The sequence below is a fragment of the Streptomyces sp. BBFR25 genome, assembly GCF_044590125.1.
Taxonomy (GTDB): Bacteria; Actinomycetota; Actinomycetes; order Streptomycetales; family Streptomycetaceae; genus Streptomyces; species Streptomyces canus_D.
This window is the reverse complement of sequence record NZ_CP172447.1, coordinates 4,933,157-4,957,962: the sequence shown is the minus strand read 5'-3', so window position 1 is coordinate 4,957,962 and position 24,806 is coordinate 4,933,157. Positions and strand designations below refer to the sequence as shown.

At 71.6% G+C, this 24,806-nt stretch carries 27 protein-coding genes, 3 tRNA genes and 1 pseudogene; 8 read left to right on the top strand and 23 right to left on the bottom strand.

The features are described 5' to 3' along the window. Nucleotides 1-29: 29 nt before the first annotated feature. Both ACGH52_RS22710 and ACGH52_RS22705 read right to left on the bottom strand, forming a co-directional pair. A complete protein-coding gene (locus tag ACGH52_RS22710) occupies nt 30-602 on the bottom strand; it encodes a TetR/AcrR family transcriptional regulator (protein ID WP_076975830.1) in 573 nt (190 codons plus the stop codon). An 88-nt stretch (nt 603-690) separates the two neighbouring features. Further along, complete coding sequence (locus tag ACGH52_RS22705) at nt 691-1,293, bottom strand: TetR/AcrR family transcriptional regulator (protein ID WP_399941901.1); 603 nt, start codon at nt 1,291-1,293, stop codon at nt 691-693. Nucleotides 1,294-1,421: 128 nt separating this feature from the next. Between ACGH52_RS22705 and ACGH52_RS22700 the strand changes: the two are divergent. After that, nucleotides 1,422-1,694, top strand: a pseudogene (locus ACGH52_RS22700) (class I SAM-dependent methyltransferase); the annotation flags it as partial. Nucleotides 1,695-1,743: 49 nt separating this feature from the next. Here the strand turns inward: ACGH52_RS22700 and ACGH52_RS22695 are convergent. The 5 genes from ACGH52_RS22695 to ACGH52_RS22675 form a co-directional block, all read right to left on the bottom strand. Continuing rightward, nucleotides 1,744-2,172: a MaoC family dehydratase gene (locus ACGH52_RS22695; protein WP_059299990.1), complete on the bottom strand. Its 429-nt coding sequence runs from the start codon at nt 2,170-2,172 to the stop codon at nt 1,744-1,746. Nucleotides 2,173-2,179: 7 nt separating this feature from the next. Continuing rightward, on the bottom strand, nt 2,180-2,632 hold the full coding sequence (locus ACGH52_RS22690; protein WP_059299989.1) for a MaoC family dehydratase N-terminal domain-containing protein: 453 nt from the start codon (nt 2,630-2,632) through the stop codon (nt 2,180-2,182). A 125-nt stretch (nt 2,633-2,757) separates the two neighbouring features. Then, nucleotides 2,758-2,922 carry a 50S ribosomal protein L33 gene (gene rpmG, locus ACGH52_RS22685; RefSeq protein WP_003948671.1) on the bottom strand — a complete coding sequence of 55 codons (165 nt, stop codon included), beginning with the start codon at nt 2,920-2,922 and terminating at the stop codon, nt 2,758-2,760. An 89-nt stretch (nt 2,923-3,011) separates the two neighbouring features. Next, nucleotides 3,012-3,084, bottom strand: a tRNA-Met gene (locus ACGH52_RS22680). Nucleotides 3,085-3,130: 46 nt separating this feature from the next. Continuing rightward, nucleotides 3,131-3,203, bottom strand: a tRNA-Thr gene (locus ACGH52_RS22675). A 234-nt stretch (nt 3,204-3,437) separates the two neighbouring features. On the opposite strand from ACGH52_RS22675, the gene ACGH52_RS22670 reads away from it, so the two are divergent. Together ACGH52_RS22670 and ACGH52_RS22665 are read left to right on the top strand one after the other, a co-directional pair. Next, nucleotides 3,438-4,772 carry an amidohydrolase family protein gene (locus ACGH52_RS22670; RefSeq protein ID WP_399941897.1) on the top strand — a complete coding sequence of 445 codons (1,335 nt, stop codon included), beginning with the start codon at nt 3,438-3,440 and terminating at the stop codon, nt 4,770-4,772. Nucleotides 4,773-4,921: 149 nt separating this feature from the next. Further along, on the top strand, nt 4,922-5,578 hold the full coding sequence (locus ACGH52_RS22665; protein ID WP_399941894.1) for an SDR family oxidoreductase: 657 nt from the start codon (nt 4,922-4,924) through the stop codon (nt 5,576-5,578). 48 nt (nt 5,579-5,626) lie between these two features. Here ACGH52_RS22665 and ACGH52_RS22660 read toward each other — a convergent pair whose 3' ends face one another. Both ACGH52_RS22660 and ACGH52_RS22655 read right to left on the bottom strand, forming a co-directional pair. Beyond that, on the bottom strand, nt 5,627-5,845 hold the full coding sequence (locus ACGH52_RS22660) for a hypothetical protein (protein ID WP_076975826.1): 219 nt from the start codon (nt 5,843-5,845) through the stop codon (nt 5,627-5,629). Nucleotides 5,846-5,972: 127 nt separating this feature from the next. After that, nucleotides 5,973-6,054, bottom strand: a tRNA-Tyr gene (locus tag ACGH52_RS22655). A 235-nt stretch (nt 6,055-6,289) separates the two neighbouring features. Here ACGH52_RS22655 and ACGH52_RS22650 point away from each other — a divergent pair. Next, nucleotides 6,290-6,778 carry a YajQ family cyclic di-GMP-binding protein gene (locus ACGH52_RS22650; RefSeq protein ID WP_059299986.1) on the top strand — a complete coding sequence of 163 codons (489 nt, stop codon included), beginning with the start codon at nt 6,290-6,292 and terminating at the stop codon, nt 6,776-6,778. A gap of 72 nt (nt 6,779-6,850) precedes the next feature. Here the strand turns inward: ACGH52_RS22650 and ACGH52_RS22645 are convergent, their stop codons facing one another. Beyond that, entirely contained in the window at nt 6,851-7,117 is a 267-nt protein-coding gene (locus tag ACGH52_RS22645) for a GlsB/YeaQ/YmgE family stress response membrane protein (RefSeq protein WP_059299985.1), read from the bottom strand. A 140-nt stretch (nt 7,118-7,257) separates the two neighbouring features. On the opposite strand from ACGH52_RS22645, the gene ACGH52_RS22640 reads away from it, so the two are divergent. Next, nucleotides 7,258-8,502, top strand: coding sequence for an APC family permease (locus ACGH52_RS22640; protein ID WP_399941890.1), 1,245 nt, complete (start codon nt 7,258-7,260; stop codon nt 8,500-8,502). Between the two features lie 29 nt (nt 8,503-8,531). Here ACGH52_RS22640 and ACGH52_RS22635 read toward each other — a convergent pair whose 3' ends face one another. The 13 genes from ACGH52_RS22635 to ACGH52_RS22575 form a co-directional block, all read right to left on the bottom strand. Further along, nucleotides 8,532-9,125, bottom strand: coding sequence for an SMI1/KNR4 family protein (locus tag ACGH52_RS22635; protein WP_121701790.1), 594 nt, complete (start codon nt 9,123-9,125; stop codon nt 8,532-8,534). A 97-nt stretch (nt 9,126-9,222) separates the two neighbouring features. Further along, a complete protein-coding gene (locus ACGH52_RS22630; RefSeq protein WP_059299982.1) occupies nt 9,223-9,639 on the bottom strand; it encodes a YccF domain-containing protein in 417 nt (138 codons plus the stop codon). Beyond that, complete coding sequence (gene htpX / locus ACGH52_RS22625; RefSeq protein WP_399941886.1) at nt 9,636-10,499, bottom strand: zinc metalloprotease HtpX; 864 nt, start codon at nt 10,497-10,499, stop codon at nt 9,636-9,638. The genes ACGH52_RS22630 and htpX overlap by 4 nt, the downstream gene beginning before the upstream one ends. 261 nt (nt 10,500-10,760) lie before the next feature. Beyond that, nucleotides 10,761-12,311, bottom strand: a complete 1,551-nt coding sequence (locus tag ACGH52_RS22620; RefSeq protein WP_399941883.1) for an NADH-quinone oxidoreductase subunit N — start codon at nt 12,309-12,311, stop codon at nt 10,761-10,763. Continuing rightward, nucleotides 12,308-13,888 carry an NADH-quinone oxidoreductase subunit M gene (locus tag ACGH52_RS22615; RefSeq protein ID WP_399941880.1) on the bottom strand — a complete coding sequence of 527 codons (1,581 nt, stop codon included), beginning with the start codon at nt 13,886-13,888 and terminating at the stop codon, nt 12,308-12,310. The genes ACGH52_RS22620 and ACGH52_RS22615 overlap by 4 nt, the downstream gene beginning before the upstream one ends. A gap of 6 nt (nt 13,889-13,894) precedes the next feature. Next, entirely contained in the window at nt 13,895-15,889 is a 1,995-nt protein-coding gene (locus ACGH52_RS22610) for an NADH-quinone oxidoreductase subunit L (RefSeq protein ID WP_399941877.1), read from the bottom strand. Next, nucleotides 15,886-16,272 (bottom strand): NADH-quinone oxidoreductase subunit NuoK, encoded by a 387-nt coding sequence (nuoK, locus tag ACGH52_RS22605; protein WP_059299977.1) that lies wholly within the window; start codon nt 16,270-16,272, stop codon nt 15,886-15,888. Before nuoK ends, ACGH52_RS22610 begins: the two co-directional genes overlap by 4 nt. Further along, complete coding sequence (locus ACGH52_RS22600) at nt 16,272-16,895, bottom strand: NADH-quinone oxidoreductase subunit J (protein ID WP_308293437.1); 624 nt, start codon at nt 16,893-16,895, stop codon at nt 16,272-16,274. Before ACGH52_RS22600 ends, nuoK begins: the two co-directional genes overlap by 1 nt. Next, on the bottom strand, nt 16,892-17,452 hold the full coding sequence (locus tag ACGH52_RS22595; protein ID WP_121701794.1) for an NADH-quinone oxidoreductase subunit I: 561 nt from the start codon (nt 17,450-17,452) through the stop codon (nt 16,892-16,894). Before ACGH52_RS22595 ends, ACGH52_RS22600 begins: the two co-directional genes overlap by 4 nt. Further along, on the bottom strand, nt 17,452-18,420 hold the full coding sequence (locus ACGH52_RS22590; protein ID WP_003974345.1) for a complex I subunit 1 family protein: 969 nt from the start codon (nt 18,418-18,420) through the stop codon (nt 17,452-17,454). Before ACGH52_RS22590 ends, ACGH52_RS22595 begins: the two co-directional genes overlap by 1 nt. After that, nucleotides 18,417-19,757: an NADH-quinone oxidoreductase subunit C gene (locus ACGH52_RS22585; RefSeq protein ID WP_399941873.1), complete on the bottom strand. Its 1,341-nt coding sequence runs from the start codon at nt 19,755-19,757 to the stop codon at nt 18,417-18,419. Before ACGH52_RS22585 ends, ACGH52_RS22590 begins: the two co-directional genes overlap by 4 nt. Continuing rightward, a complete protein-coding gene (locus ACGH52_RS22580) occupies nt 19,754-20,377 on the bottom strand; it encodes an NADH-quinone oxidoreductase subunit B (protein ID WP_059299972.1) in 624 nt (207 codons plus the stop codon). Before ACGH52_RS22580 ends, ACGH52_RS22585 begins: the two co-directional genes overlap by 4 nt. After that, on the bottom strand, nt 20,368-20,808 hold the full coding sequence (locus tag ACGH52_RS22575) for an NADH-quinone oxidoreductase subunit A (RefSeq protein WP_059299971.1): 441 nt from the start codon (nt 20,806-20,808) through the stop codon (nt 20,368-20,370). The genes ACGH52_RS22580 and ACGH52_RS22575 overlap by 10 nt, the downstream gene beginning before the upstream one ends. Nucleotides 20,809-21,004: 196 nt before the next feature. Between ACGH52_RS22575 and ACGH52_RS22570 the strand changes: the two genes are divergently transcribed. The 3 genes from ACGH52_RS22570 to ACGH52_RS22560 all read left to right on the top strand — a co-directional run bounded on the left by ACGH52_RS22570 (nt 21,005) and on the right by ACGH52_RS22560 (nt 24,752). Further along, nucleotides 21,005-22,231 (top strand): sensor histidine kinase, encoded by a 1,227-nt coding sequence (locus ACGH52_RS22570; protein WP_399941868.1) that lies wholly within the window; start codon nt 21,005-21,007, stop codon nt 22,229-22,231. A 112-nt stretch (nt 22,232-22,343) separates the two neighbouring features. Next, nucleotides 22,344-23,711 (top strand): sensor histidine kinase, encoded by a 1,368-nt coding sequence (locus ACGH52_RS22565; RefSeq protein WP_210974161.1) that lies wholly within the window; start codon nt 22,344-22,346, stop codon nt 23,709-23,711. A 381-nt stretch (nt 23,712-24,092) separates the two neighbouring features. After that, a complete protein-coding gene (locus tag ACGH52_RS22560) occupies nt 24,093-24,752 on the top strand; it encodes a response regulator transcription factor (RefSeq protein ID WP_290439860.1) in 660 nt (219 codons plus the stop codon). Nucleotides 24,753-24,806: the final 54 nt, after the last annotated feature.

The following is a 24,806-nucleotide window of genomic DNA, read 5'->3' as shown; positions in this document are numbered from 1 at the left end:
CCCGTTTCTTGGTGCTCCCCTACGCGTAGCTACGCGTCTTCCTGGCCCGGCTCGGACTGGCCCGATTCCTGGATGGCGCCGTAGACGCGGTGCCCCGGCTGGAATCCCATGCCGACCAGGGTGTTGATCAGCATGCCGTACGCCAGGAAGTTCGTCGTCTGCTCGACGTCGCCCCCCAGCGCCAGGTGCACGTCGTCCCAGATCTCGAGCCAGCCCTTGCGCACCATCTCGCCGAACTCGTGATCCCCGGCCGCCTCGGCGGCGGCGACGGTGACGTACACCTGCAACTGCATCTGGAGCTTCTCGGGCTGATCGGCGATCAGTCGCGAGTAGGCCTCGGCCATGGCGTGCTTGGCCTCCAGGCCGTGCAGGCCCTCGGACGACTTCTCGAAGACCTCGCGCGTCTCCCTCAGACAGCGCTCCGCCACCGCGAGGAAGATCGCCTTCTTGCCCGGGAAGAGGCGGAAGAGGTACGGCTGGGAGACCCCCACCCGCTTGGCGATGGTCTCCGTGGAGGTGCCGTGGTAGCCACCCCTGGCGAACTCGCTCGTCGCCGCACGGATGACGCTCTCGCGCCGTTCCTCTGCGCTCATCCTGACCATGAAAGTAAGTTAGTACTCAATCACTAACTTGGTCAAGAGGCACGGCTCGTTCAGGTCGTGCCGCGAGTTCGGGGAGGTCGGGGCGGGGTCAGCGCGGCCGCCGTTGCAGGACATCGGCGAGCACCGTGTTCACCAGCTTGCCGACGGCCGCCGTGGCCGGTGGGCCGGGGTCGCGGTCCGCGAACAGGAGATGACCGCCACCGACCAGGGAGAGGGTGAGCGAGTCGATGTCGGCGTCGGCCGCGATCCGCCCCCCGGCGCGCTCGTCGGCCAGGTAGGCGGAGACCGCCGACGCGACCTGGGCGAGGATCGCGATGCCGCCCCCGGGCACGGCCTGCCGCAGCCGCGCCCGCAACTCGTCCCGGAAGGTGATGAGCGGAATGATCGCCACCGGAACCGGCCCGAACAGGGCGGTCAGCGCCCCGGTGAGGTTGTCGGCCACGGTGCCGGTGCCGACGGCCTCGCGCAGCGCCAGCGCCTGTGTCTCGAGCTGGGCGGCCCGGTCGAGCACCAGCTCGGCGAGGAAGGCGTCGAAGTCGGCGAAGTGCCGGTGCAGGACGCCTTTGGCGCAGCCCGCCTCGTCGGTGACGGCCCGGCTGGTCAGCCCGTTCGGACCGTCCCGCAGCAGCACGCGTTCCGCGGCGTCGAACAGCTGCCGACGCGCGTCACGAAGGTGCACTCCGGTCGGCATGTGCGGCCCCTCCCGCGCGCCAGGCACTCCTGGCGTCCGTTGACTGGTGGGCACCTTACCCACCACTGACGTATGGGCACTTGCCCACCGTTGCGCATGGACATTTGCCCACTGTTGCGTGTGGGCGCATGCCCACTCTACCGTCACCGGAGCAACCGGAACCGATGCCACCGCACCAGGCCCGAGAGACGGCCGAGTCCTTCGGCGTGGACGCGCGACGCTACGACCGGGCCCGGCCGAGCTACCCCGACGACCTGGTGGCGCGTGTCGTCGCGGGAAGCCCGGGACCCGACGTACTCGACGTGGGCTGCGGCACCGGCATCGCCGCCCGGCAGTTCCAGGCGGCCGGTTGCGCCGTGCTCGGTGTCGAGCCGGACGCGCGGATGGCCGACTTCACGCGGGCCACTGACCCCCTCGCTCCACAGAGGGGCCGGCGGTTCGGGCGACCGGTCAGCCCAGTCGTACGACCGCCCGGGACATGCCGAGGACCTTCTGGCCGCCGCTGGTGGCCAGAAGGTCGACGCGGACGGTGTTGTCGTCGAGCTTGGCCGCGACCTTGCCGCTGACCTCGATCACGGCACCCTGGTCGTCGTTGGGGACGACCACGGGCCTGGTGAAGCGGACGCCGTACTCCACGACCGCGCCCGGGTCGCCGGTCCAGTCGGTGACCACGCGGATCGCCTCGGCCATGGTGAACATGCCGTGCGCGATGACGTCCGGCAGGCCCACCTCCTTGGCGAACTTCTCGTTCCAGTGGATCGGGTTGAAGTCACCGGAGGCACCCGCGTACCGCACGAGCGTGGCGCGGTCCACGGGGAAGCTCTGCGCGGGCAGTTCGGTGCCGACCTCGACGTCGCTGTAAGCGACCTTCGCCGTCATGGGATGCTCACGCCTCCTCGGCCGCACGGGCCACGAGCTTGGTCCAGGCGGTCACGACGTGCTCGCCGGCCTCGTCGTGGACCTCGCCGCGGATGTCCAGGATGTCGTTGCCGGCCAGCGACTTGATCGCCTCGATGGTCGAGGTGACGGTGAGCCGGTCACCGGCCCGCACCGGGCGGGCGTAGGCGAACTTCTGGTCGCCGTGCACCACCCGGCTGTAGTCCAGGCCGAGCTGCGGGTCCTCGACGACCTGACCGGCCGCCTTGAACGTGATCGAGAACACGAAGGTCGGCGGAGCGATCACGTCCGGATGACCGAGCGCCTTCGCGGCCTCTGTGTCGGTGTACGCCGGGTTGGCGTCCCCCACCGCTTCCGCGAACTCCCGGATCTTCTCCCGGCCCACCTCGTAGGGCGCGGTGGGCGGATAGGTCCGCCCCACGAACGACTGGTCGAGCGCCATGGGCTCGCAACCTCCTGCTGCTCTTCGTATCCGTGGTATCCGTGGCATCCGTGTCGACGAGCGACGGTGGCAACGACACGAGGCCGCCCCCAAGCTTCGGGGACGGCCTCGTGTACGAGCCTTTTTTATCGCGTCTCGCGGTGCGCGGTGTGCGCGTTGCAACGCGGGCAGTGCTTCTTCATCTCCAGTCGGTCCGGGTTGTTACGCCGGTTCTTCTTGGTGATGTAGTTCCGCTCCTTGCACTCCACGCAGGCCAGCGTGATCTTCGGGCGGACGTCGGTGGCAGCCACGTGAGTGCACTCCTTGACGAACGGATTGATGGTATTAACGCAAAAGAGTAGCCGATTGAAGGACCGACCCCGCAATCGGCTACTGAGAGTAGCGGTGACCGGACTTGAACCGGTGACACAGCGATTATGAGCCGCTTGCTCTACCGACTGAGCTACACCGCTGTGATGCGATCGGGCCCCGCCTTGCGGCGGGAACCTCTCACACCAGAGCCCCAATACGGAATCGAACCGTAGACCTTCTCCTTACCATGGAGACGCTCTACCGACTGAGCTATTGGGGCGAGCGATGAAGACATTACACGGTCGCCCGCCGTTCGCCCAAATCCGTTTCGCCGACCCTGCCCCGTCCCGTCCCGACCACCGCGGAACAGGACGGAACGGGCCCGGACCACACGGACCGCACCGGTACGACTATTGCGCTCCTCCGCGCCAGGGGGTGATCACCGTCCTAGGCTCGACTCACTCTGCGTGATCTTGCGTCCCCCACTGCGCAGCCCCGAGCCCAGAGGAGCGAGATGCCCGACAGCCAGCCGCAGCCGCCCCACTCGCCCTCCCCCTCGGACCCCGCCGACCGCGGCTCGCTCCTGCTCTCCGGGGCGCGGCTCACCGACGGCCGGACCGTGGACGTACGGCTCCACGCCGGCCGCATCGAGGCGGTCGGCACGGCCGGCAGCCTGACCCCGCGCCGCACCCTCGGCAGCCTGCCCCCGGGACGCCCGCCCGGCCCCCACCCCGGCTCCGGCGGCCACCTCGACCTGAGCGGCTACCTGCTGCTCCCGGCCCCGGCCGACCCCCACGTGCACGCCGACACGGCACTCACCGCCGACGTCCCCGGCCCCGTCTCCTACCAGCCCGAGGACGTCCAGCGCCGGGCCACCGAGGCCGCCCTGCTCCAGTTGGGACACGGCGCCACCGCGCTGCGGGCGCACGTGCGGGTGGGCGACGTGACGGGCCTCGGCGCGCTGACCGCCGTACTGCGGACCCGGCGTTCCCTGCGCGGGCTCGCCGCGCTGACGGCGGTGGCGATGCCGAGGGTGCTGACCGGGGTGGCGGGCGCCGACGGGCTGGCGATGCTGCGGGACGCGGTCAAGATGGGCGCCGACGTGGTGGGCGGGTGTCCGGACCTGGACCCCGATCCGGCGGGGTACGTGGAGACGGTCTTGGAGGTCGCCGCCGAGCACGGCTGCCCGGTCGACCTGCACACGGACGCCGCCGATCCGGCGCGGCTGGCCCGGCTGGCGGCCATGGCGGGCGGGCTGCGCCCCGGCGTCGCCATCGGCCCCTGCGACGGCCTGGGCCGGCTGCCCGCCGACGCCGTCTCCCGGGCCGCGGACCAGCTCGCGGCGGCGGGAGTGACGGTGGTCTGCCTCCCGCAGGGCGCCTGCGGGACGGTGGACCGCCCCGACGGCACGGCTCCGGTACGGCTGCTGCGGGCGGCCGGGGTACGGGTCGCCGCCGGGAGCGGGGCGCTGCGGGACGTGTCCAACCCGGTCGGGCGCGGCGACCCTTTGGAGGCGGCCTACCTGCTGGCCTCGCGTCACGGGCTGCGCCCCGAGGAGGCGTACGACGCGGTGAGCGCGGCGGCACGGTCGGCGCTCGGTCTGCCCGAGGTACGGGTGGAGGCGGGCTTCCCGGCCGAACTCCTCGCCGTGCGCGGGGACCGGCTGGCGGGCGCGCTGTCGCTGGCGTACAGCCGGATCGTGGTGCACCGGGGGCGCGTGGTGGCGCGGACCAGCGCGGTACGGGAGTACGGCGACTCGACCGCGGCGCCGGACCTGGGGCTGCCCCGGCAGGGCGGTGGCGGACGGGAACGGCGTGACGGGCGTGACGGGCGTGGGGGCAGGGCCTGAGGGAGGGCCGGGGCGGAGCGGGTGGCGCACGGCATCCGGTCCGGCGCGGCCACCGAAGCCGCGCGGCGCGAGGTGGTCTGGGTCGTGTGCGGCGCGAGGTGGTCGAAGTCGTGCGGCGCGGGTGGTCGTCGAGGCGTACGGTCGAAGACATGCGCATTGTCATCGCTGGTGGTCATGGTCAGATCGCGCTGCGGCTGGAGCGGTTGCTCACCGCGCGCGGTGATGAGGTGGCGGGCATCGTCCGCAAGGCGGAGCAGGCCGACGATCTGCGCGCCGCGGGCGCCGAACCGGTCGTGCTGGACCTGGAGTCGGCCTCGGTCGAGGAGGTCGCGGAGCGGCTGCGGGGCGCGGACGCGGCGGTCTTCGCGGCGGGCGCGGGGCCCGGCAGCGGGGCGGCCCGCAAGGACACGGTGGACAAGGCGGCGGCGGTCCTCTTCGCGGACGCGACGGTCCGGGCGGGCGTACGGCGCTTCCTGATCGTCTCGTCCATGGGTGCCGACCCCCGGCACCAGGGGGACGAGATCTTCGACGTCTACCTGCGCGCCAAGGGCGAGGCGGACGCGTACGTCAGCTCGCTGGACGCCTTGGACTGGACGATCCTGCGGCCCGGTGCCCTGACGGACGACGCGGGCACGGGCCTGGTGCGGCTGGAGGCGCACACCGGCCGCGGCCCCGTTCCGCGCGACGACGTCGCGGCCGTCCTGGCGGAACTGGTCGACACTCCGGCCACCAACGGCCTGACCCTGGAGCTGATCAGCGGTTCGGCGCCGGTGTCGGTGGCGGTGAAGTCGGTGGCCGGGAACTGAGGACGGGGGGCGGCTCGGGGTGCGGGCGCTCACGCGGGCCGGAAGGGGCTAGAAGAGGGGCAGCTGCCCGGGGAATTCGGGGACGACGTACCCGTCCAAGGACGGCTGCGCCGCACCGAGTTGCGCCGACCGACGCGAACCGGGACAGGACACGAGCTCACCGCTCTCCCGGGCGCCGGGCGGGTCGTGGCGCGCGTACCGCCCCGCGACGACGGCGATCTCGCGACGGCACTCGGGGCAGGTTCTGCGGCGGGAGGACGAGGCCATGCCACCAGTCTGCCCGCACCCCGCGGACTCTGGGCCGACCCCACGTCCCGCTCGTGCGGCCCGGCTCATGACGAAGGGCCCCGTGACCTGCTGTTCAAGCAGATCACGGGGCCCTTTCGTTCCCGTGTGGCGGCGCCAGGATTCGAACCTGGGAAGGCTGAGCCGGCAGATTTACAGTCTGCTCCCTTTGGCCGCTCGGGCACACCGCCGGGGGTCGCTGCCCGTCCTACCGCTGGTGGGCGGTGCTCCGTGGCAACGACGTAAACAATACCCGATGTGGAGGGGTGCTTCGCCACCCGATTGATCGCCGCCCCGACCGCGACGGGTGGCTAGGCTTGTCCGGATGCGGCCGAGGACCCTGGCGGGCCCGGCGGCCGCCGACGTATGCCGGTACGGACCCGACACGCGGCCCGACACGCACCCAGATACAAGGAGCCACAGGACATGGCCGACTCCAGTTTCGACATCGTCTCGAAGGTCGAGCGGCAGGAGGTCGACAACGCCCTCAACCAGGCCGCCAAGGAGATCTCGCAGCGTTACGACTTCAAGGGCGTGGGCGCCTCGATCTCGTGGTCCGGGGAGAAGATCCTCATGGAGGCCAACTCCGAGGACCGGGTGACCGCGGTCCTCGATGTCTTCCAGTCCAAGCTGATCAAGCGCGGTATCTCGCTCAAGGCTCTGGACGCGGGCGAGCCGCAGCTCTCCGGCAAGGAGTACAAGATCTTCGCGTCGATCGAGGAGGGCATCTCCCAGGAGAACGCGAAGAAGGTGGCCAAGCTCATCCGCGACGAGGGCCCCAAGGGTGTGAAGGCCCAGGTGCAGGGCGAGGAGCTGCGGGTCTCCTCGAAGAGCCGGGACGACCTGCAGACCGTGATCGCTCTGCTGAAGGGCCAGGACTTCGACTTCGCGCTGCAGTTCGTCAACTACCGGTGACCTGCTGAACCGGGACGACAAAGGGTGGGCACCACGACGGTGCCCACCCTTCGTCGTTCGGTCCGCGCGCGTTCAGTCGCGCGAGTTGCCGAACAGGAGCCGGTAGGCGACCAGGAGCACCAGCGAACCGCCGATCGCCGCCGCCCAGGTGGTGCCGTCGTAGAAGTCCTTGCTGATCGGGTGGTCGAGCCAGCGGGCCGATATCCAGCCGCCGATGAAAGCGCCCGCGATGCCGATGAGGGTGGTGCCGATGAGCCCTCCGGGGTCGCGGCCCGGCAGCAGGAACTTGGCTATGGCTCCGGCCAGCAGTCCGAGGATGATCCAGCTGATGACGGTCATGCCGTGACCCTGCCCTTTCTCTCTGTGCCCACACCGTGCCAGTGCTGCGGGCCGTTCCTCCGCGCGGTGTTCATGTCCTCTTGAGGAAGGGGACGTTCCGATCGCATCGGGTGGTTGCGCCGATCAGTAGGGTGCGACGCATGACACCTGCGGGTTCGGGGCTGCGTCGCACCCTTGGTCTGGGCGACGCCGTCGTCGTGGGGCTCGGCTCCATGATCGGTGCCGGGGTCTTCGTCGCCCTGGCACCGGCGGCGCGCGCCGCCGGCTCGGGGCTGCTCCTCGCCCTCGCCGTGGCAGCCGTCGTCGCCTACTGCAATGCCCTGTCGTCGGCCCGGCTGGCCGCCCGGTATCCGGCCTCGGGTGGCACCTACGTCTACGGGCGTGAGCGGCTCGGGGAGTTCTGGGGCTATCTCGCGGGCTGGGCGTTCGTCGTCGGGAAGACGGCTTCCTGTGCCGCCATGGCGCTCACCGTGGGCGCGTACGTCTGGCCGGAGCAGGCGCATGCGGTGGCGGTCGCCGCCGTGGTGGCGCTGACCGCGGTGAACTACGGCGGGGTCCAGAAGTCCGCCTGGCTGACGCGGGTCGTCGTGGCACTGGTCCTCGCTGTCCTCGCTTCCGTGGTGGTGGTCTCTCTCGGGTCGGGGCGGGCCGACGCCGGGCGGCTGGACATCGGCCTGTCGGGCGGCGTCGGCGGAGTCCTGCAGGCGGCCGGCCTGCTGTTCTTCGCGTTCGCGGGGTACGCGCGCGTCGCGACCCTCGGTGAGGAGGTGCGGGATCCGCGGCGCACCATTCCGCGCGCGATCCCGCTGGCGCTGGGGCTCACCCTGGCGGTGTACGGGTGTGTGGCGGTGGCTGTCCTTTCCGTGCTGGGCCCGGCCGGTCTGGGGCAGGCGACGGCGCCCCTGGCCGACGCGGTACGGGCGGCCGGTGTGCCGGCGCTGGCGCCGGTCGTGCGGGTGGGTGCCGCCGTGGCCGCGCTGGGCTCCCTGCTGGCGCTGATCCTTGGCGTTTCCCGGACGACGCTGGCCATGGCCCGGGACCGTCATCTGCCCCGGGCGCTGGCCGCGGTGCATCCGCGTTTCCAGGTGCCGCACCGGGCGGAGCTGGCCGTGGGCGCGGTGGTCGCGGTCCTGGCGGCGACGGTGGACGTGCGTGGGGCGATCGGCTTCTCCTCCTTCGGTGTGCTGGTGTACTACGCCGTGGCCAACTCGTCGGCCTGGACGCTCGACCCTTCGCGGGTGTCGCGGGTCGTACCGGCGCTGGGACTGGTCGGCTGTGTGCTGCTCGCGTTCTCGCTCCCGGCGCTGTCGGTCGTCGTGGGGGTGGGCGTGCTGGCAGTGGGAGTGGTGGCGTACGGGGTGCGGGGGCAGCAAGTCCCGCGGTAGACGGCGGGAGGGGCTCGGCCGGTCTCCCCTCAGGACGCCGGTGCGGGCGGCGTGTCCGACGTCACGGGGCCTCTGCCCGTACGTATGGGGAAGTCGCCCCAGGGGGGCGGTTCCGGGCCTTCGTGGGTCTCCTCGTACCAGCCCGTGCCCTCGACCCAGGCGTGCAGCCAGTCGGCGAGGCTCGGGGCGTCGACGTACCAGGCATGGTCGGCGTCACCGGCGTTGGGCTCGAAGAGGAGGACGGTGGCCTGCGGGGAGCGGCAGTCGACGCACGCGTACATCGCGCAACCCCAGTGGGATATGGGCAGGACTCCCTCGGGCCAGGGCCAGTCGGGGTCCTTCGCACCGCTGTCGCGGTTGGCGAGGTACTGGGCGACGGCGGCGGGCTCGCTCGACGGCGGGCTGTCGAGCAGGGGCAACAAGCCGTACTCGGGCCCGAATCCGCCGTCTCCTATGCGCAGGTACAGCTCGCCGAGCAGTGTGGGGAGAGGAAAGCCCAGGGCGGCCTCGGCACGGGCCGACGTCGCACCGTCCACGGGCGCCGGCAGGGAAGCCCAGCCCCACGGGCGGGTGTTCCGCGCTTTGGCGGCCACCCGTTCCAGCAACTGCTCGTTCTCGGTCATGGATTCATCATGCAGGCCGCCACTGACATCCGGGCGGGCCTGTGGACAACCCGGAAGCTGTGGACAACGGGGGCCGAGATGGCCTGCGAATATCCGTTTACCATCCGGTCCGCTGCGACGTTGCCGCAGCCGTGAACGGCTGGTCCGTGCGTACGATCTCGCGCCCCAGCGGGAGCAGCGAGACGGGGATCAGCTTGAAGTTGGCGATGCCGAGCGGAATGCCGATGATCGTGACGCACAGCGCGATACCGGTGACGATGTGGCCGAGCGCCAGCCACCACCCGGCGAGGACGAGCCACAGCACGTTCCCGACGCAGGAGGGTGCTCCGGCGTCGCGGCGTTCTACCGCTGTGTACCCGAAGGGCCACAGGGCGTAGACGCCGATGCGGAAGGCCGCGATGCCGAAGGGGATACCGATGATCGTGATGCAGAGCAGCGCGCCCGCCAGCAGGTAGCCGAGGAACAGCCAGAAGCCGCTGAGCACGAGCCAAATGACGTTCAGGATGGTCTTCACTGCTGACGACCTGCCATCTTTTCGAGCCGGGCGATTCGCTCCGCCATCGGCGGGTGGGTGGAGAAGATCTTCGAGAGTCCCTGCCCCGGCCGGAAGGGATTGGCGATCATCATGTGGCTGGCGGTCTCGAGCCGGGGCTCCGGCGGCAGCGGAAGCTGCTTGGTGCCGAGTTCCAGTTTGCGCAGGGCACTGGCCAGGGCCAGCGGGTCGCCGGTCAGCTGGGCTCCGGAGGCGTCGGCCTCGTACTCCCGGGATCGGCTGATCGCCAGTTGGATGACGGTGGCGGCGAGCGGTCCGAGCAGCATGATGAGGAGCATGCCCAGCAGACCGGGGCCGTCGTCGTCGTTGGACCGTCCCACGGGGATCAGCCAGGCGAAGTTGACCAGGAACATGATCACCGAGGCGAGGGCGCCCGCGACGGAGGAGATGAGGATGTCGCGGTTGTAGACGTGGCTGAGTTCGTGCCCGATGACGCCGCGCAGTTCGCGCTCGTCGAGCAGGCGCATGATGCCCTCGGTGCAGCACACGGCCGCGTTGCGCGGGTTGCGGCCGGTCGCGAAGGCGTTCGGTGCCTCCGTCGGGGAGATGTAGAGGCGGGGCATCGGCTGGCGGGCCTGGGTGGAGAGGTCGCGGACCATGCGGTACAGCGCCGGCGCCTCGAACTCGCTGACCGGGCGGGCGCGCATGGCGCGGAGTGCGAGTTTGTCGCTGTTCCAGTACGCGTACGCGTTGGTGCCCAGGGCGACGAGGACGGCGACGACGAGCCCCGCTCGGCCGAAGAAGCTGCCGATGACGATGATGAGCGCGGACAGTCCCCCGAGGAGTACTGCGGTCCTGAGCCCGTTGTGCCGGCGGTGCACGGTACGCCCTCCAAGTGGTGCAGCAGGGGAACCCTTTGCTTGCTGGTCTCGCTCGCTGTGGTTGCTTCCTGGTCTCCGGTGCCACCGGTGCCGTGGGTGACACGTCCAGTGGACCCTTCCGTACTGGTCAACGCCAGGCGAGGGCCACCAGTTCCCCGGCGCCCGGCGCGGCACGTGTGGTCCGTACGGGTGACGCCCGCGACGAGCGGCACGCGCGCGTGGAGCCGGGTGCCGCACGCGCGCGTGTCCGGGCGGGTGCGTTCAGAAGAGCCCGGTGTCGGCGAAGCGCAGGATCAGCTGGGGTGCTCCGGAGAGGGCGACGGCGAGGACCGCGGTCGCGGTGATCGCGGCCGTGAGGGGGCCGGGGACACGGTGGCCGGCGGGCGCCTCATCGGGCGCCCGGAACAGCAGAGCCGTCCATTGGAGGTAGTAGAAGAGCGCGATCGCGACGTTGACGGCCATGACGACGGCCAGCCAGCCGAGCCCGGCGTCGACGGCTGCCGTGAACACCGTGACCTTGGCGAAGAGGCCGATGACGCCGGGCGGCAGCCCGGCCAGGCAGAGCAGGAAGAACGCGAGGAGCAGGGCGGTGAGGGGGTTGGACGCGTACAGGCCGCGGTAGTCCGCGACGCGGTTGAGGGCCCTCGTGCGGCCCACCAGCGCGGCCACCGCGAAGGCGCCGAGGTTCACCGCGGCGTACATGAGGGCGTAGGCGACGGTGGAGCCGATCGAGCGTTCGGGGTCGTCGGAGTACGCGGCGGCGGCGATCGGCACCAGGAGGTACCCCGCCTGGCCGACGGACGACCAGGCGAGCAGGCGTACCGCGCTGTACGCGCGCGTGGCCTGCTGCCGCAGGGCGCCGACGTTGCCGACGGTCATGGTGAGCGCGGCCAGTGCGGCGAGCGCGGGGCCCCAGACGTCCGCGTAGGAAGGCAGGGCGACGACCGTGACCAGGATGAGGCCGGTGAAGCCGACCGCCTTGCCGATCACGGACAGGTAGGCCGCGATCGGCAGCGGGGCGCCCACGTAGGTGTCGGGCACCCAGAAGTGGAAGGGGACGGCCGCCGTCTTGAAGGCGAAGCCGACGAGGGTGAGGACGACGCCGGTCTGGGCGAGGGTCGTGAACTGTCCGTCGACGTGCTGGATGCGGTCGGCCACCTGGGTGAGGTAGAGGGTGCCGGTGGTGGCGTACACGAAGCTGATGCCCATGAGGCTGACCGCGGTCGCGGTGACCGAGGAGAGGAAGAACTTCAGGGCCGCTTCGGAGGACCTGCGGTCGCCCTGCCGGAGGCCGACGAGGGCGAAGGCGGGCAGGGAGGCGACCTCCAGGGCGACGATCAGGGTGGCGAGGTCGCGGGAGGCGGGCAGGAGGGCGGCGCCGGCCGCTGAGGAGAGCAGCAGGAACCAGAACTCGCCCTCGGGCAGTCCCCGGTCGGCGTCCTTGACCGCGGTGACGGACAGAAGGGCGGTGAGCAGGGCACCGCCGAGGACCAGGAACTGGATGGCGAGGGTGAAGGTGTCCGCGGTGTAGCTGCACACGCCGGGCTCGCCCGCCAGGCAGAACGTCGAGCGGTCGTCGTTCACCAGGGGCAGCAGCATGAGGGCGGAGGCGGCGAGTCCGGCGACCGAGATCCAGCCGAGCAGGGACTTGCGGGCGTCCTTGACGAACAGGTCGGTGACGAGGACGACGAGTCCCACCACCGCCGTGATGGTGGGCGGCGCGATGGCGAGCCAGTCGACGGACTGGACGAGGTTCTGGGCGAGCGGCTGCGCCAGGGCCGCCTCGGCGAAGGGCTGGGCCGGGGAGCTCATCGGGTGCCTCCTGAGAGGAGCTGCTGCACGGCCGGGTCGGTCAGCCCGAGGAGGGTCCTGGGCCACAGACCGGCGACGACGGTGAGGGCGACGAGCGGCGTCCAGGCGGCGAACTCGTAGGTGCGCACGTCGGCGAGCCTCGGCTGCGGGGCGTCCTGGGGTACGGCGCCCATGCAGACGCGGCGGACCACGATCAGCATGTACGCGGCGGTCAGCAGGGTCCCGAAGGCGGCGATGGCCATGAAGGTGAGGAAGGCGGGGCGGCTGAGGTCGTCGTGCGGGTCGAAGGCGCCGAACAGGGCGAGCATCTCGCCCCAGAACCCGGCCAGGCCCGGCAGGCCGAGCGAGGCGACCGCGGCGAAGGCGAGCAGTCCGCCCAGGCGCGGCGCCTTGCCGTACAGGGCGTGACCGGACTCCTCGGCGAGGGCGTCGAGGTCGGTGGTCCCGGTGCGGTCCTTGAGCGCGCCGACCACGAAGAAGAGCAGGCCGGTGATGAGGCCGTGGGCGATGTTGGCGAAGAGGGCGCCGTTCACGCCGGTCGGGGTCATGGTCGCGACGCCGAGCAGGACGAAGCCCATGTGGCCGACGGAGGAGTAGGCGATGAGGCGCTTGAGATCGCCCTGCGCGCCTCTTCTGGCGAGTGCCAGGCAGGCCAGGGAGCCGTAGATGATGCCGACGACGGCGAAGGCGGCGAGGTAGGGCGCGAAGGTGCGGAAGCCCTCCGGCGCGACCGGGAGCAGAATCCGCACGAAACCGTACGTGCCCATCTTCAGCAGGACACCGGCCAGCAGGACCGAGCCGACGGTCGGCGCGGCGGTGTGGGCGTCGGGCAGCCAGCTGTGCAGCGGCCACATCGGGGTCTTGACCGCGAGCCCGATACCGATCGACAGAACGGCGATGACCTGCACGGATGTGGTCAGCGAGCGGCCGTTGTCAGTGGCGAGTGCCACCATGTCGAATGTGCCCGCCGTGATTCCGATCAGGAGCAGGCCGAGCAGCATGACGACGGAGCCGAGGAGCGTGAAGAGGATGAATTTCCAGGCGGCTCCGGCCCGTCCCTCGCCGCCCCAGCGGGCGATGAGGAAGTACATCGGGATGAGGACCGTCTCGAAGGCGAGGAAGAACAGGACCAGGTCGAGGACGGCGAAGGTCGCGAGGGTGCCGGACTCCAGGACGAGCAGCAGCGCGACGAACGCCTTCGGGCTCGGGCCGGAAGGTGTCTTGAAGTACGAGTAGAGCGCGCAGAGGAAGATCAGCAGCGCGGTCAGGACCAGCAGGGGGAGGGAGATGCCGTCGATGCCGAGGTGGATGCGCACGTCGAGTGCGGGGATCCAGCTGATGTCCGTGCTGGCCTGCATCTTCGACGGATGGTCGTGGTCGAAGCCGAGCACGAGGACGACCGCGGCGAGGAGGACCGCGCCGGTGACGGTGACGCCGTGCCGGAGTACGGCCTGCTCGGGTGACTTCCCCTTCAGCCCGGGCGGGGCCGGCAGGAGGGCGGCGGCGGCACCCAGGAGCGGGCCGACGACGATGAACGCGAGAAGGACCTGCATCACGGACTCGTTGATATCGATCACGCCTGCTCACGCTCCCGTGGCGACGAGGACGGCGGCGACCGCGAGGACGACGGTGCCGGCGAGCAGCGCGCTCACATAGGTCTGCACATTGCCGGTCTGGGCACGCCGTACGGCGGTCCCGAGCAGGCGGGGCAGCCCGCCCGCCGCACGTACGTAGGTGTCGACGACCTCGCGGTCCAGGAACCGGACGAGGCTCGCGCCTGCCCGGACCGGGCGGACGAAGAGGGTGGTGTACACCGCGTCCAGGTGGAAGCCGACGGCCGCGTGCCGGTGCACCGGGCCCAGCAGGAGTCGTCCCGGATCCGAGGGGTCGGGTGCGGAGGCGAGGTCTCCGTAGGCGGGCCGGTGGGCGGCGATGGCCTCGGACTCCACCAGGGCGGCGTCGCCCTCGGGGTGGGCCGCGACGGCGCCCAGCGGAGTGCGGGCCGCGAGCGCCGAGGTGTGCCGCCAGGCGGCGTAGGTGACGATGCCGCCCACCAGTGCCACTCCCGTGCCGAGCACGGAGGTGGTGAGAGTCGGGGTGAGGTCGTGGCCGTCGAACCAGTCGGGCAGGAGTCGGAAGGCGAGTCCGCCCAGGGCGAGTGAGGGGAGGGCGAGCACCCAGAGCACGGCGTTCATGACCACCGGCTGCCTGCCGTGGTCGGGGGCCTCGGCGCCTCGGCCGCGGAAGGCCAGCAGCCACAGGCGGGTCGCGTAGGCGGCGGTGAGCAGGGCCGTGATCAGTCCGGCGACGAGCACGGTCCAGCCCGCAGCGCCGGGTGCGTGCTCGGTGTGGCCGGTGGCCACGTGCTCCGCGGCGCCGAGGACGGACTCCTTGGAGAAGAAGCCGCTGAAGGGCGGGATCGCGGCGAGGGCGAGCAGGGCCACGGTCATCGTCCAGTAGGCGTCCGGGACGCGGTCGCGCAGGCCCCGCATGCGGGACATGGCGGCCAGCGAGTTGGTGCCGGCGGCGTGGATGATCACACCGGCGGCGAGGAACAGGAGCGCCTTGAAGGCGCCGTGCGTGAGGAGGTGGAAGACGGCGGCACCCCGGTCGCCGGTGGCGAGGGCGCCGGTCATGTAGCCGAGCTGTCCGATCGTCGAGTAGGCCAGGACGCGTTTGATGTCGTCCTGGGCGAGGGCGGCGAGCGCGGAGCCGACCATCGTGACGGCGGCCATGACGGCGAGGACGACCATCGCGGCCCGCGAGGCCTCGAAGAGCGGGAGGAGCCGGGCGACGAAGTACACACCGGCAGCGACCATCGTCGCGGCGTGGATCAGCGCGGAGACGGGCGTCGGGCCCGCCATCGCGTCGGGGAGCCAGGTGTGCAGGGGGAACTGCGCCGACTTGCCCGCCACTCCGGCCAGGAGCAGCAGGGCGATCAGCGTCGGGTGGTCGAGCGAGCCGCTCGCGAGTGCGCCGAGGATCTTGGTGATGCGGAAGGAGCCGGCCTCGGTGGCCAGCGCCAGCAGACCGATCAGGAAGGGGACGTCGCCGAGCTTGGTCACCAGGAAGGCCTTGAGGGAGGCGGACCGCGCCTCCGGCGTCTCCCAATAGTGGCCGACCAGGAAGTAGGAGCAGATGCCCATGACCTCCCAGCCGACCAGCAGCACCATCAGGTCGCCCGAGTACACGACGAGGAACATCGCGGAGGTGAACAGGGAGACGAGAGCGGCGTACGAGGGGTAGCGCGGGTCGTCGCGCAGATAGCCCGTCGAGTAGATCTGCACGCAGGTGGCGACGGTGCCGACCAGGATGGCGACGAGGGCGGCGAAGCCGTCGATGTGCAGGGCGAGTTCGACCGGGACCGAACCGGTGGGTGTCAGCTCCGTGACGGCGTCGACGGCCCGGCCGCCGCCCTGACCGGCCGCCACGAGTACGGCGAGGACGAGGGCGGCCAGTGTCGGCAGGACGGCGAGGGGGCGGACGAACCCGGGCGCCGACCGGCCCAGCAGGAGACCGGCGGCCGCCCCGAGGAAGGGCAGGAGGGGGACGAGTACGGCGAGGGTGGTCGTGGTCACGCGGTGGCCTCAGCCTTCTCGGCGGCCGTCCCGGTCGCGGGGGTGTCGGTGCCGTCGGGCTCGTGGCCCTCGGCGGTGTCGCGGAGCTTGTCGATGTCCGAGGTGCCGCGGTTGCGGTGGACGGCGAGGACGATCGCCAGGCCGATGCCGATTTCGGCGGCCGCGATGGCGATGGTGAACAGGGTCAGGGCCTGGCCGGAGTGCAGGGTCTCCTCCGCGGCCCTGCTCAGCCAGACGTCGAAGGCGACCAGGTTGAGGTTGACGGCGTTGAGCATCAGCTCGACCGACATCAGGACCAGGATCGCGTTGCGGCGCGCGAGGACGCCGTAGAGGCCCGTGCAGAAGAGGAGGGCGGAGAGGACGGCGGGATAGGCGAGGTGCATCAGCGGGCACCGTCCGTCCGGGAGGTGCCGGGCTGGGGGTTTTCTGGCTGAGCGGTGCCGGGCCGGGACGCTTCGCCCGCTTGGGCCGCCTTGGCCTTGCGGGACAGGACGATGGCGCCGACCAGGGCGGCGAGGAGGAGGACCGAGAGTGCCTCGAAGGGGAGCACCCAGTTCTGGAACAGGCTCGCTCCGGTGACGGCGGTGGAGCCGGCGGCCGGGCCGTCCAGGTCGATCCAGGTGGTGCGGAAGGCGTCGACGACGACCCACACCAGGGCCGCCGCGGAGGCCGCGGCCACGGTGAGCGCGGCCCATCGGTTGCCGGAGTCGGCGTCCGGGGACCGGCCGATGGGCGCCCTGGTGAGCATCAGCCCGAACAGGATGAGGACGACGACGGCACCGACGTAGATGAGGACCTGGACCCAGGCGATGAACTCGGCGGTGAGCAGCAGGTATTCGACGGCGAGGCCGCCCAGGGCCACCACGAGCCACAGGGCGGCGTGGACGAGCTGGCGGGTGGTGACGGTGATGACGGCGGCCCCGAGGGTGACCAGGCCGACGAGGAGGAAGGCGATCTCCACGCCGGTCGGGGACAGGAAGCCGTGGGATGCGGCGGCGAGGGTCACTTCTGGTCCTCCTGCCCGGGCCGGTCCGTCCGCGGCTGCGCGGCCAGCTTGTCGGCGGCCTTGCGGGCGGCGGCGAGTTCTTTGGGCTCCTCCGCACCGGGGTCGAGGGCGGGCGGGGCCGGCACGGTCCACATCCACTCGCGGAGCTTGTCCCGCTCGTGGGTGAGGTCGCGGATGTCGGTCTCGGCGTACTCGAACTCCGGGGACCAGAACAGGGCGTCGAAAGGACAGACCTCGATGCAGATACCGCAGTACATGCACAGGGAGAAGTCGATGGCGAAACGGTCGAGGACGTTGCGGCTGCGGTCGCGTCCGCCGGGGGTGGCCGCCGGGACCGTCTCCTTGTGGGAGTCGATGTAGATGCACCAGTCGGGGCACTCGCGGGCGCACAGCATGCAGACCGTGCAGTTCTCCTCGAACAGGCCGATCACACCGCGGGTACGGGGCGGCAGTTCGGGCTGGGCCTCCGGGTACTGCTCGGTGACGGTCTTCCTCGTCATCGTGCGCAGGGTGACGGCCAGGCCCTTGGCCAGGCCGCTGCCGGGGACGGGGGCCATTACGCGATCACCACCTTGACGATGCCGGTGAGGGCGATCTGGGCGAGGGAGAGGGGGACGAGGAGCGTCCAGGACAGTTTCTGGAGCTGGTCCTCGCGCAGCCGCGGGTAGGTGACGCGCAGCCAGATCACGACGAAGGCGAGGACGGCCGCCTTGAGCAGGGTCCACACCCAGCCCAGGCCGTCGGCGCCCCACGGGCCGTGCCAGCCGCCCAGGAAGAGGACGGTGGTCAGACCGCACAGGACGACGATTCCGGCGTACTCGGCGAGGAGAAACAGGGCGAAGCGCAGGCCGGTGTACTCGGTGTAGGCGCCGAAGATGATCTCCGAGTCGGCGACCGGCATGTCGAACGGGGGCCGCTGCAGTTCGGCCAGCCCGGCGACGAAGAAGACGATCGCGCCGACGATCTGCCAGGGCAGCCACCACCACTCGAAGGCGTCGAGGATGCCGACGAGGGAGACCGTGCCGGCCGCCATGGCCACGGAGGCCGCGGTCAGCAGCATCGGGAGTTCGTACGCGAGGAGCTGGGCGGCGGTACGCAGGCCGCCGAGGAGGGAGAACTTGTTCGCGGAGGACCAGCCGGCCATGAGCGAGCCGAGGACGCCCACGCCCATGACGGCGAGGACGAAGAAGACGCCCGCGTCGACGACCTGGCCGACCGCGCCCTCTCCGGGCCCGACCGGGATGGCCAGGAGGACCAGAAGGTACGGCAGCAGGGCCACGGCCGGGGCGAGCTGGAAGATGCGGCGGTCCGCGTCGGCGGGGACCACGTCCTCCTTCTGCGCGAACTTCACACCGTCCGCGACGAGCTGGGCCCAGCCGTGGAAGCCACCCGCGTACATCGGGCCCAGGCGGCCCTGCATGTGGGCCATCACCTTGTGCTCGGTCTGGCCGACGATCAGGGGGAACGCGAGAAAGACAACGAAGACGACCAGCAGGCGCAGGGTGACGTCGAGCGCGTCGTTCACTGCGGGCCTCCTGGGGAGTTCGGCGGGTCGGGCGGGGTGTCGGTGTCATCGGGGGCGGGGGCGTCGGGCTCCTGGGGAGCTTCCGGCTCGCGGGAGGCTTCCGGTTCGTGCGGAGCCGCTGACTCGTGCGGAGCCGCTGACTCGTCATCGGGAGCGTTCGGTGACTCTTCGGAGGCCCTCGGCTCCTCGGCGGTGGCAGGCTCGTCGAAGGCCGGTCGGGCGTGATGCCACGGGGCGTCCGAGCTGCGCGGTGCCGAGGGCGTCGGCTTCGGAGCCGGTTCCTCGGTGGGCGAGGCGGCGGTGCCGGTGGCGCCGCCGTCCCGGGTGCCGCTGCCGGGACCCGCGGCGTCCGGCTGCCCGGCGTCGGAAGCCTCTCGCTGACTCGCCGAGCCCTGCGACGCGCTCCGGGTGCGCCGGGGGCTCACCGCGCCCGCGTCGTCCTGCTGCCCGGCAGCCGTGTCGGCGGTGGGGCCGTCCGTCGGACCGGCCGCTCGCTGGGAGGCGGAACCCTGGCTCGCGCTGCGCGACCGCCGCGGTGCCGGTGCGGCCGCCGGTTCACCGGCCGGGGAAGTCTGGCCGACCGAGCCCTCGGCCGCCGTACGGGAACGACGCGGCGCGGCCGGGGCCTCGGTGTCGGGAGCCGCCTGGCCGACCGAGCCCTCGGCGGCCGTACGGGTGCGGCGGGCGGGGCGTTCGCCCGCCCCGCGGACCGGGCGCTCCCCGGCCGCGCGCCCCGCGCCCCGTGCCGGGCGCGCCGGAGCGGGAGGCAGCTGGCCCTTCAGCGGACCCCACTCGTTGGGATCGGGGACGCCCGGCGGCAGCATCTGGCGGCGACGGGGACCGCCGTGATCGGACTCGCCGGGCTCCTTGGCCCCGGGCCAGGCCTTGGCGACGCGGGCGGCTAGGACGAAGTCCTTGCGCAGCGGGTGGCCCTCGAAGCCCTCCGGCAGGAGCAGGTGGTCCAGCCCGGGGTGGTCCTCGAAGACGACACCGAACATCTCGTGAGTCTCGCGCTCGTGCCAGGCCGCACCCGCGTACACCGCGACGGCGGTGGGCAGCGCCGGGGCGTCGTGCGGGACGGTCGTACGCAGCAGCAGTCTGCGGACCGGTCCCAGCGCCACGACATGCGCCGCGACGCGAAACCCGGTGCCTGGCTCGTCGACCGCGCTCAGCCAGTCGAAGTACGTGCAGCCGAGCCGGTCACGCGCCGTCTCCAGGGCGGTGATCCAGGACGTGGGCGGCACGTCGACGGTCAGGAGGTCGTACGACTCCGCCGCCGTGGCGTCCGGACCGAAGAGTTCCTCGGCGTCGGCGGGAAGCCAGCCGACCGTGGTCATCGGCCCTCCCCGGCGTCGGAGGCCGGAGCCGGCGCCGAGGCCGGCGGGCGTACCAGTCCGCTCCGCAGCGCGGCCGTCGACGGCCGGGGCGAGGTGCCGTACCGCTCCCCCAGCGACTCCCGCGCGATCTTCTCCTGGAGCTTGAGGATCCCCTGGAGCAGCGCCTCGGGGCGCGGCGGGCAGCCGGGGACGTAGACGTCGACGGGGATGATCTGGTCGACGCCCTTCGTCACGGAGTAGGAGTCCCAGTAGGGGCCGCCGCAGTTGGAGCAGGCGCCGAAGGAGATGACGTACTTCGGCTCGGGCATCTGCTCGTACAGGCGCTTGACGGCCGGCGCCATCTTGTCGGTCACCGTGCCCGAGACGACCATCAGGTCGGCCTGGCGGGGGCCGGGCGCGAACGGGATCACGCCGAGCCGGATGAAGTCGTGGCGGGCCATCGACGCGGCGATGAACTCGATCGCGCAGCAGGCGAGGCCGAAGTTGAAGACCCAGAGCGAGTAGCGGCGGCCCCAGTTCAGGACGACCTTCATCGGCTCCGGGGCGAGGCGTGCGAGCGTGCCCAGCCGCTTGGGCTCGGGGAGCGGCACGGGTGCGGGATCACCGGGGTTCACGTCCATGACAGGACGCCCTTCTTGTATGCGTACAACAGACCCACGGCGAGGAAGCCGAGGAAGATGAACATCTCCACGAGGGTCGTGGCCCCGTAACCAGGGTCGGCGAAGACCGTCGCCCAGGGGAAGAGGAAGATCGAGTCGACCGCGAAGATGACGTAGAGGAACGCGTAGACGTAGTAGCGGACCTGGGTGTGGGCCCAGCCCTCCCCCACGGGGTCGACGCCGCACTCGTACGTGAGCAGCTTCTCGGGCGTCGGGACCACCGGCCGCAGCAGCCGTCCGGCGCCGAAGGCCACGGCGACGAAGAGCACCCCCACGACGGCGAGCAGGCCGACGACCGAGTAGGACTGGAAGTAGTCCGCGGCGAGCCCGACGGTCGCATCAGCTGTGGTCACGGCGCCGGCGGTCGCGTCGCCGACGGTCGGTTCCGGCACGTGCGCCCCCTCGCTCCCTGTCGTGGACGTCGTGAACGCCGCTGTTCGACGATCTGTACGCACGGGAGTCTAGGGCCTGATAAAGCCACGGTAAGCAGCCCGTCGCACCTTGAGGCGCGGGGGTGGGGTTTTCCTCAGTGCGTCCCGGCGGTCTACCTCATGGCGCGGCGCCGCACCGCACGGCACGCTGACGTGTATGACCGAACGCCTCTCCACATCCAGCCTCGCCGGGGCCACCGGCGCAGCGGCCGGTGACCGGCTGCCGCCGGCCCGTTTCGCCTACGACCGGCACACCTGGAAGGAGATCGCCCACCTGCTGGCGAATCTCCCGGCGGCGCTGCTCGGCTTCACGTACGTCGTGACGATGCTGTCCGTCGGTGTCGGCCTGACGGTCACGGTGATCGGGCTCCCGCTGCTGGCCGTCGGCCTGCTGGGCGCGCGGCAGTTGGGCAAGCTGGAGCGCGGGCGGGCCCGGATGCTGCTCGGCGTGCGGGTGGACGAGCCGAGCCCGCTGCCGCTGCGGAGCGGACGCGGCTTCTTCACACAGCTGTGGATGTCCCTGAAGGACCCGGTGGGCTGGCGCACGGTTCTGTACGACGTCATCCGGTTCCCCTGGGGCGTGGCCACCTTCGTCGTCACGTTGACGTCGTTGTTCGTGCTGTGGCCGGTGCTGCCGTTCATCGCGCGGGGCCTGGCCAACGTCGACCGGGCCATGGTGCGCGGGCTGCTGTCCCCGTCCGACGAGCTGGAGCGGCGGATCGCCGAGCTGGAGTCGGACCGTGGGGTCGTGGTCGACACGGCCGCGGCCGACCTGCGGCGCATCGAGCGCGACCTGCACGACGGGGCACAGGCCCGCCTGGTCAACCTCGCGATGGGTCTGGGCCTGGCCAAGGAGAAGCTCCTGGAGGACCCCGACGCGGCGGCGGCCATGGTCGACGAGGCGCACGGCGAGGTGAAGCTGGCCCTGCAGGAGTTGCGGGACCTGGCTCGCGGGATCCATCCGGCCGTCCTGACCGACCGCGGTCTGGACGCGGCGCTCTCCTCGGTCGCCTCCCGCTGCACCGTGCCGGTCAGGGTGACCGTCGACCTGACGGAGCGCCCCGCGCCCGCCATCGAGGGCATCGCCTACTTCACGGTCTCGGAGCTGCTCCAGAACGTCAGCAAGCACAGCGGGGCCGGCTCGGCCTCCGTGGAGGTGTGGCGGTCGTCCGACCGACTGCTCATACAGGTGGGGGACAACGGCCGCGGGGGCGCGAGTCTCGACGGCGGTACGGGGATGAAGGGGCTCGCGGACCGGCTGTCCGCCGTGGACGGTCTCTTCGTCGTCGACTCGCCGGAGGGCGGCCCGACGACGATCACGGCCGAGCTGCCGTGGCGCGACCGTACGGAGGCCGGCGCGGCGGGCTCTGCCGTCAGGAGGTAGGGAAAACCCCCCTCCCCAGACGCCGACGGGCTCCATTGGCCGTGACGGCGCGGCCGAGGAGGGTGGAGGTACGACAGCACAGCCGCAGACGACGAGGAGAAGGACGGCACCGATGGCCACGGAATACGGACAGGGTTACGGGCTCGGGAGCGGGTCCGGCTTCCCCGGGGACACCGGTACGCGGCGCCACCGGCTGCCGGCGGGACTGCGGGCACCGTTCGAGGCGCGCAGCTGGCGGGAGTTCGGCTATGTGCTGGTGGGTCTGCCGGTCGGCATCCTGCTCTTCACGTACGCCGTGACGATGGTGTCGCTGGGTGCGGGCCTGCTGGTCACCTTCCTGGGGGTGCCGGTGCTGGCGGCCGCGCTCGCCGGGTGCAGGGGCTTCGGGGCGATGGAACGGGCCCGGGCCCGTGCCCTGCTGGGGCTGCGGGTGGACGACCCGGAGCCGCTGCGGCTGAAGAAGCAGGGCGCGATGGGCTGGATGGGAGCCGTACTCAAGAGCGGCGCCTCGTGGCGGAGCCTGCTGTACGCGGTGCTGCAGTTCCCGTGGGCCGTGTTCTCGTTCGTCGTCGCCCTGAACGTGTGGGCGATCGGGTGGGCGATGCTGACGTACCCGCTGTGGTTCTGGGTGTTCCCGATGTACGCCGGGCAGGACGGGCTCCAGCTGTACGGCGACGAGACGCACCGGGTCTATCTGGACAACCCCTTCGAGATCGCCGTGACCGCGCTGGTAGGGCTGCTGTTCACGCTGGCGACGCCGTGGCTGGTGCGGGCGCTGACCACGGTGGACCGGGTCATGGTGCACGGCCTGCTCGGCCCCTCGCGGCTGGCGACGCGGGTCGTGGAGCTGGAGTCGGACCGGGGCATCGTGGTCGACACGGCCGCGGCCGACCTGCGGCGCATCGAGCGCGACCTGCACGACGGGGCACAGGCCCGCCTGGTCAACCTCGCCATGGACCTGGGCCTGGCCAAGGAGAAGCTGAGGGAGGACCCCCGGGCCGCGGCCGTCATGGTCGACGAGGCACACGGCGAGGTGAAGACGGCGCTCCAGGAGCTGCGGGACCTCGCTCGGGGCATCCACCCCGCGGTGCTGACCGACCGCGGTCTGGACGCGGCGCTCTCCTCGGTCGCCTCGCGCTGCACCGTGCCGGTGCGGGTGGAGGTCGACCTGACGGAGCGGCCGGCGTCGGCGATCGAGGGCATCGCCTACTTCACCGTCTCGGAGCTGCTCCAGAACATAAGCAAGCACGCGCGGGCCACGTGGGCCGCCGTGGAGGTGTGGCGGGTGGAGAACCGGCTGATGCTCCAGGTCGTGGACAACGGCGTGGGCGGCGCGCAGGCGTCGGCCGGATCCGGGCTGGCCGGTCTGGCGGAGCGGCTGGACGCGGTGGACGGGATCCTCGTGGTGGACTCGCCGGCCGGCGGGCCGACGCGGATCACGGCCGAGCTGCCGTGGCGGAACGAGCCGGTCACCGGCTGATTCCGCACGGGCACGGGCAGGGGCACGGGCAGAGACAGGGGCCGGGGGCCGACGCCGCCCCGGCCCCCGGCGCCGCCCCGGCATCGGAGCCCCCATGGCCCCGGCGCCTCCTTCGGCCCCGGCGCCCACCCCGGCGGCAAGGGCCCGTGCCGCACGGGTCCTTGCCGCACGGGCCCGCGGCGTGATCGAGAACCGGCCATCGGGTGGCCGAACCCGGACTGACACCCAGGACTTACCGTTCTCTTCCCGTTGCCCGAGCGCTTCCGGCCCCGGATGCTGGAATGCTGGACCCGTCGCACGGACGGTTCGTGGACGCGGCGTGGGCCGCGCGGACCGTACAGGTGCACGGGCTGTGGGGGGCCGAAGATCGTGGAGGACAGGGTGCGGGTGGTCATCGCCGAGGATTCAGTGCTGCTCCGAGAGGGGCTGACCCGGTTGTTGACCGACCGCGGGCACGACGTCGTGGCCGGGGTCGGCGACGGCGAGGCACTGGTCAAGACCATCACCGAGCTGGATGCTCAGGGCGAGCTGCCGGACGTCGTGGTGGCGGACGTGAGGATGCCGCCGACGCACACCGACGAGGGGGTGCGGGCCTCGGTGCGGCTGCGCAAGGCGCATCCCGGCCTCGGCGTGCTGGTGCTGTCCCAGTACGTGGAGGAGCGTTACGCGACGGAGCTGCTGGCCGGTTCCAGCCGGGGGGTGGGCTATCTGCTGAAGGACCGGGTGGCCGAGGTCCGGGAGTTCGTGGACGCCGTGGTGCGCGTGGCGCAGGGCGGTACGGCGCTGGACCCGGAGGTGGTCGCGCAGTTGCTCGGGCGCAGCCGCAAGCAGGACGTGCTGGCGGGGCTCACCCCGCGTGAGCGGGAGGTGCTGGGGCTCATGGCAGAGGGCCGGACGAACTCGGCGATCGCCCGGCAGCTCGTCGTGAGCGACGGGGCGGTCGAGAAGCACGTCAGCAACATCTTCATGAAGCTGGGGCTGTCCCCGAGCGACGGTGATCACCGCCGGGTGCTCGCGGTGCTCACCTATCTCAACTCCTGACATCCATCTCGACTCCTGACATCACCGGCCCGCAACCCGCAAGCACCGGCCGGG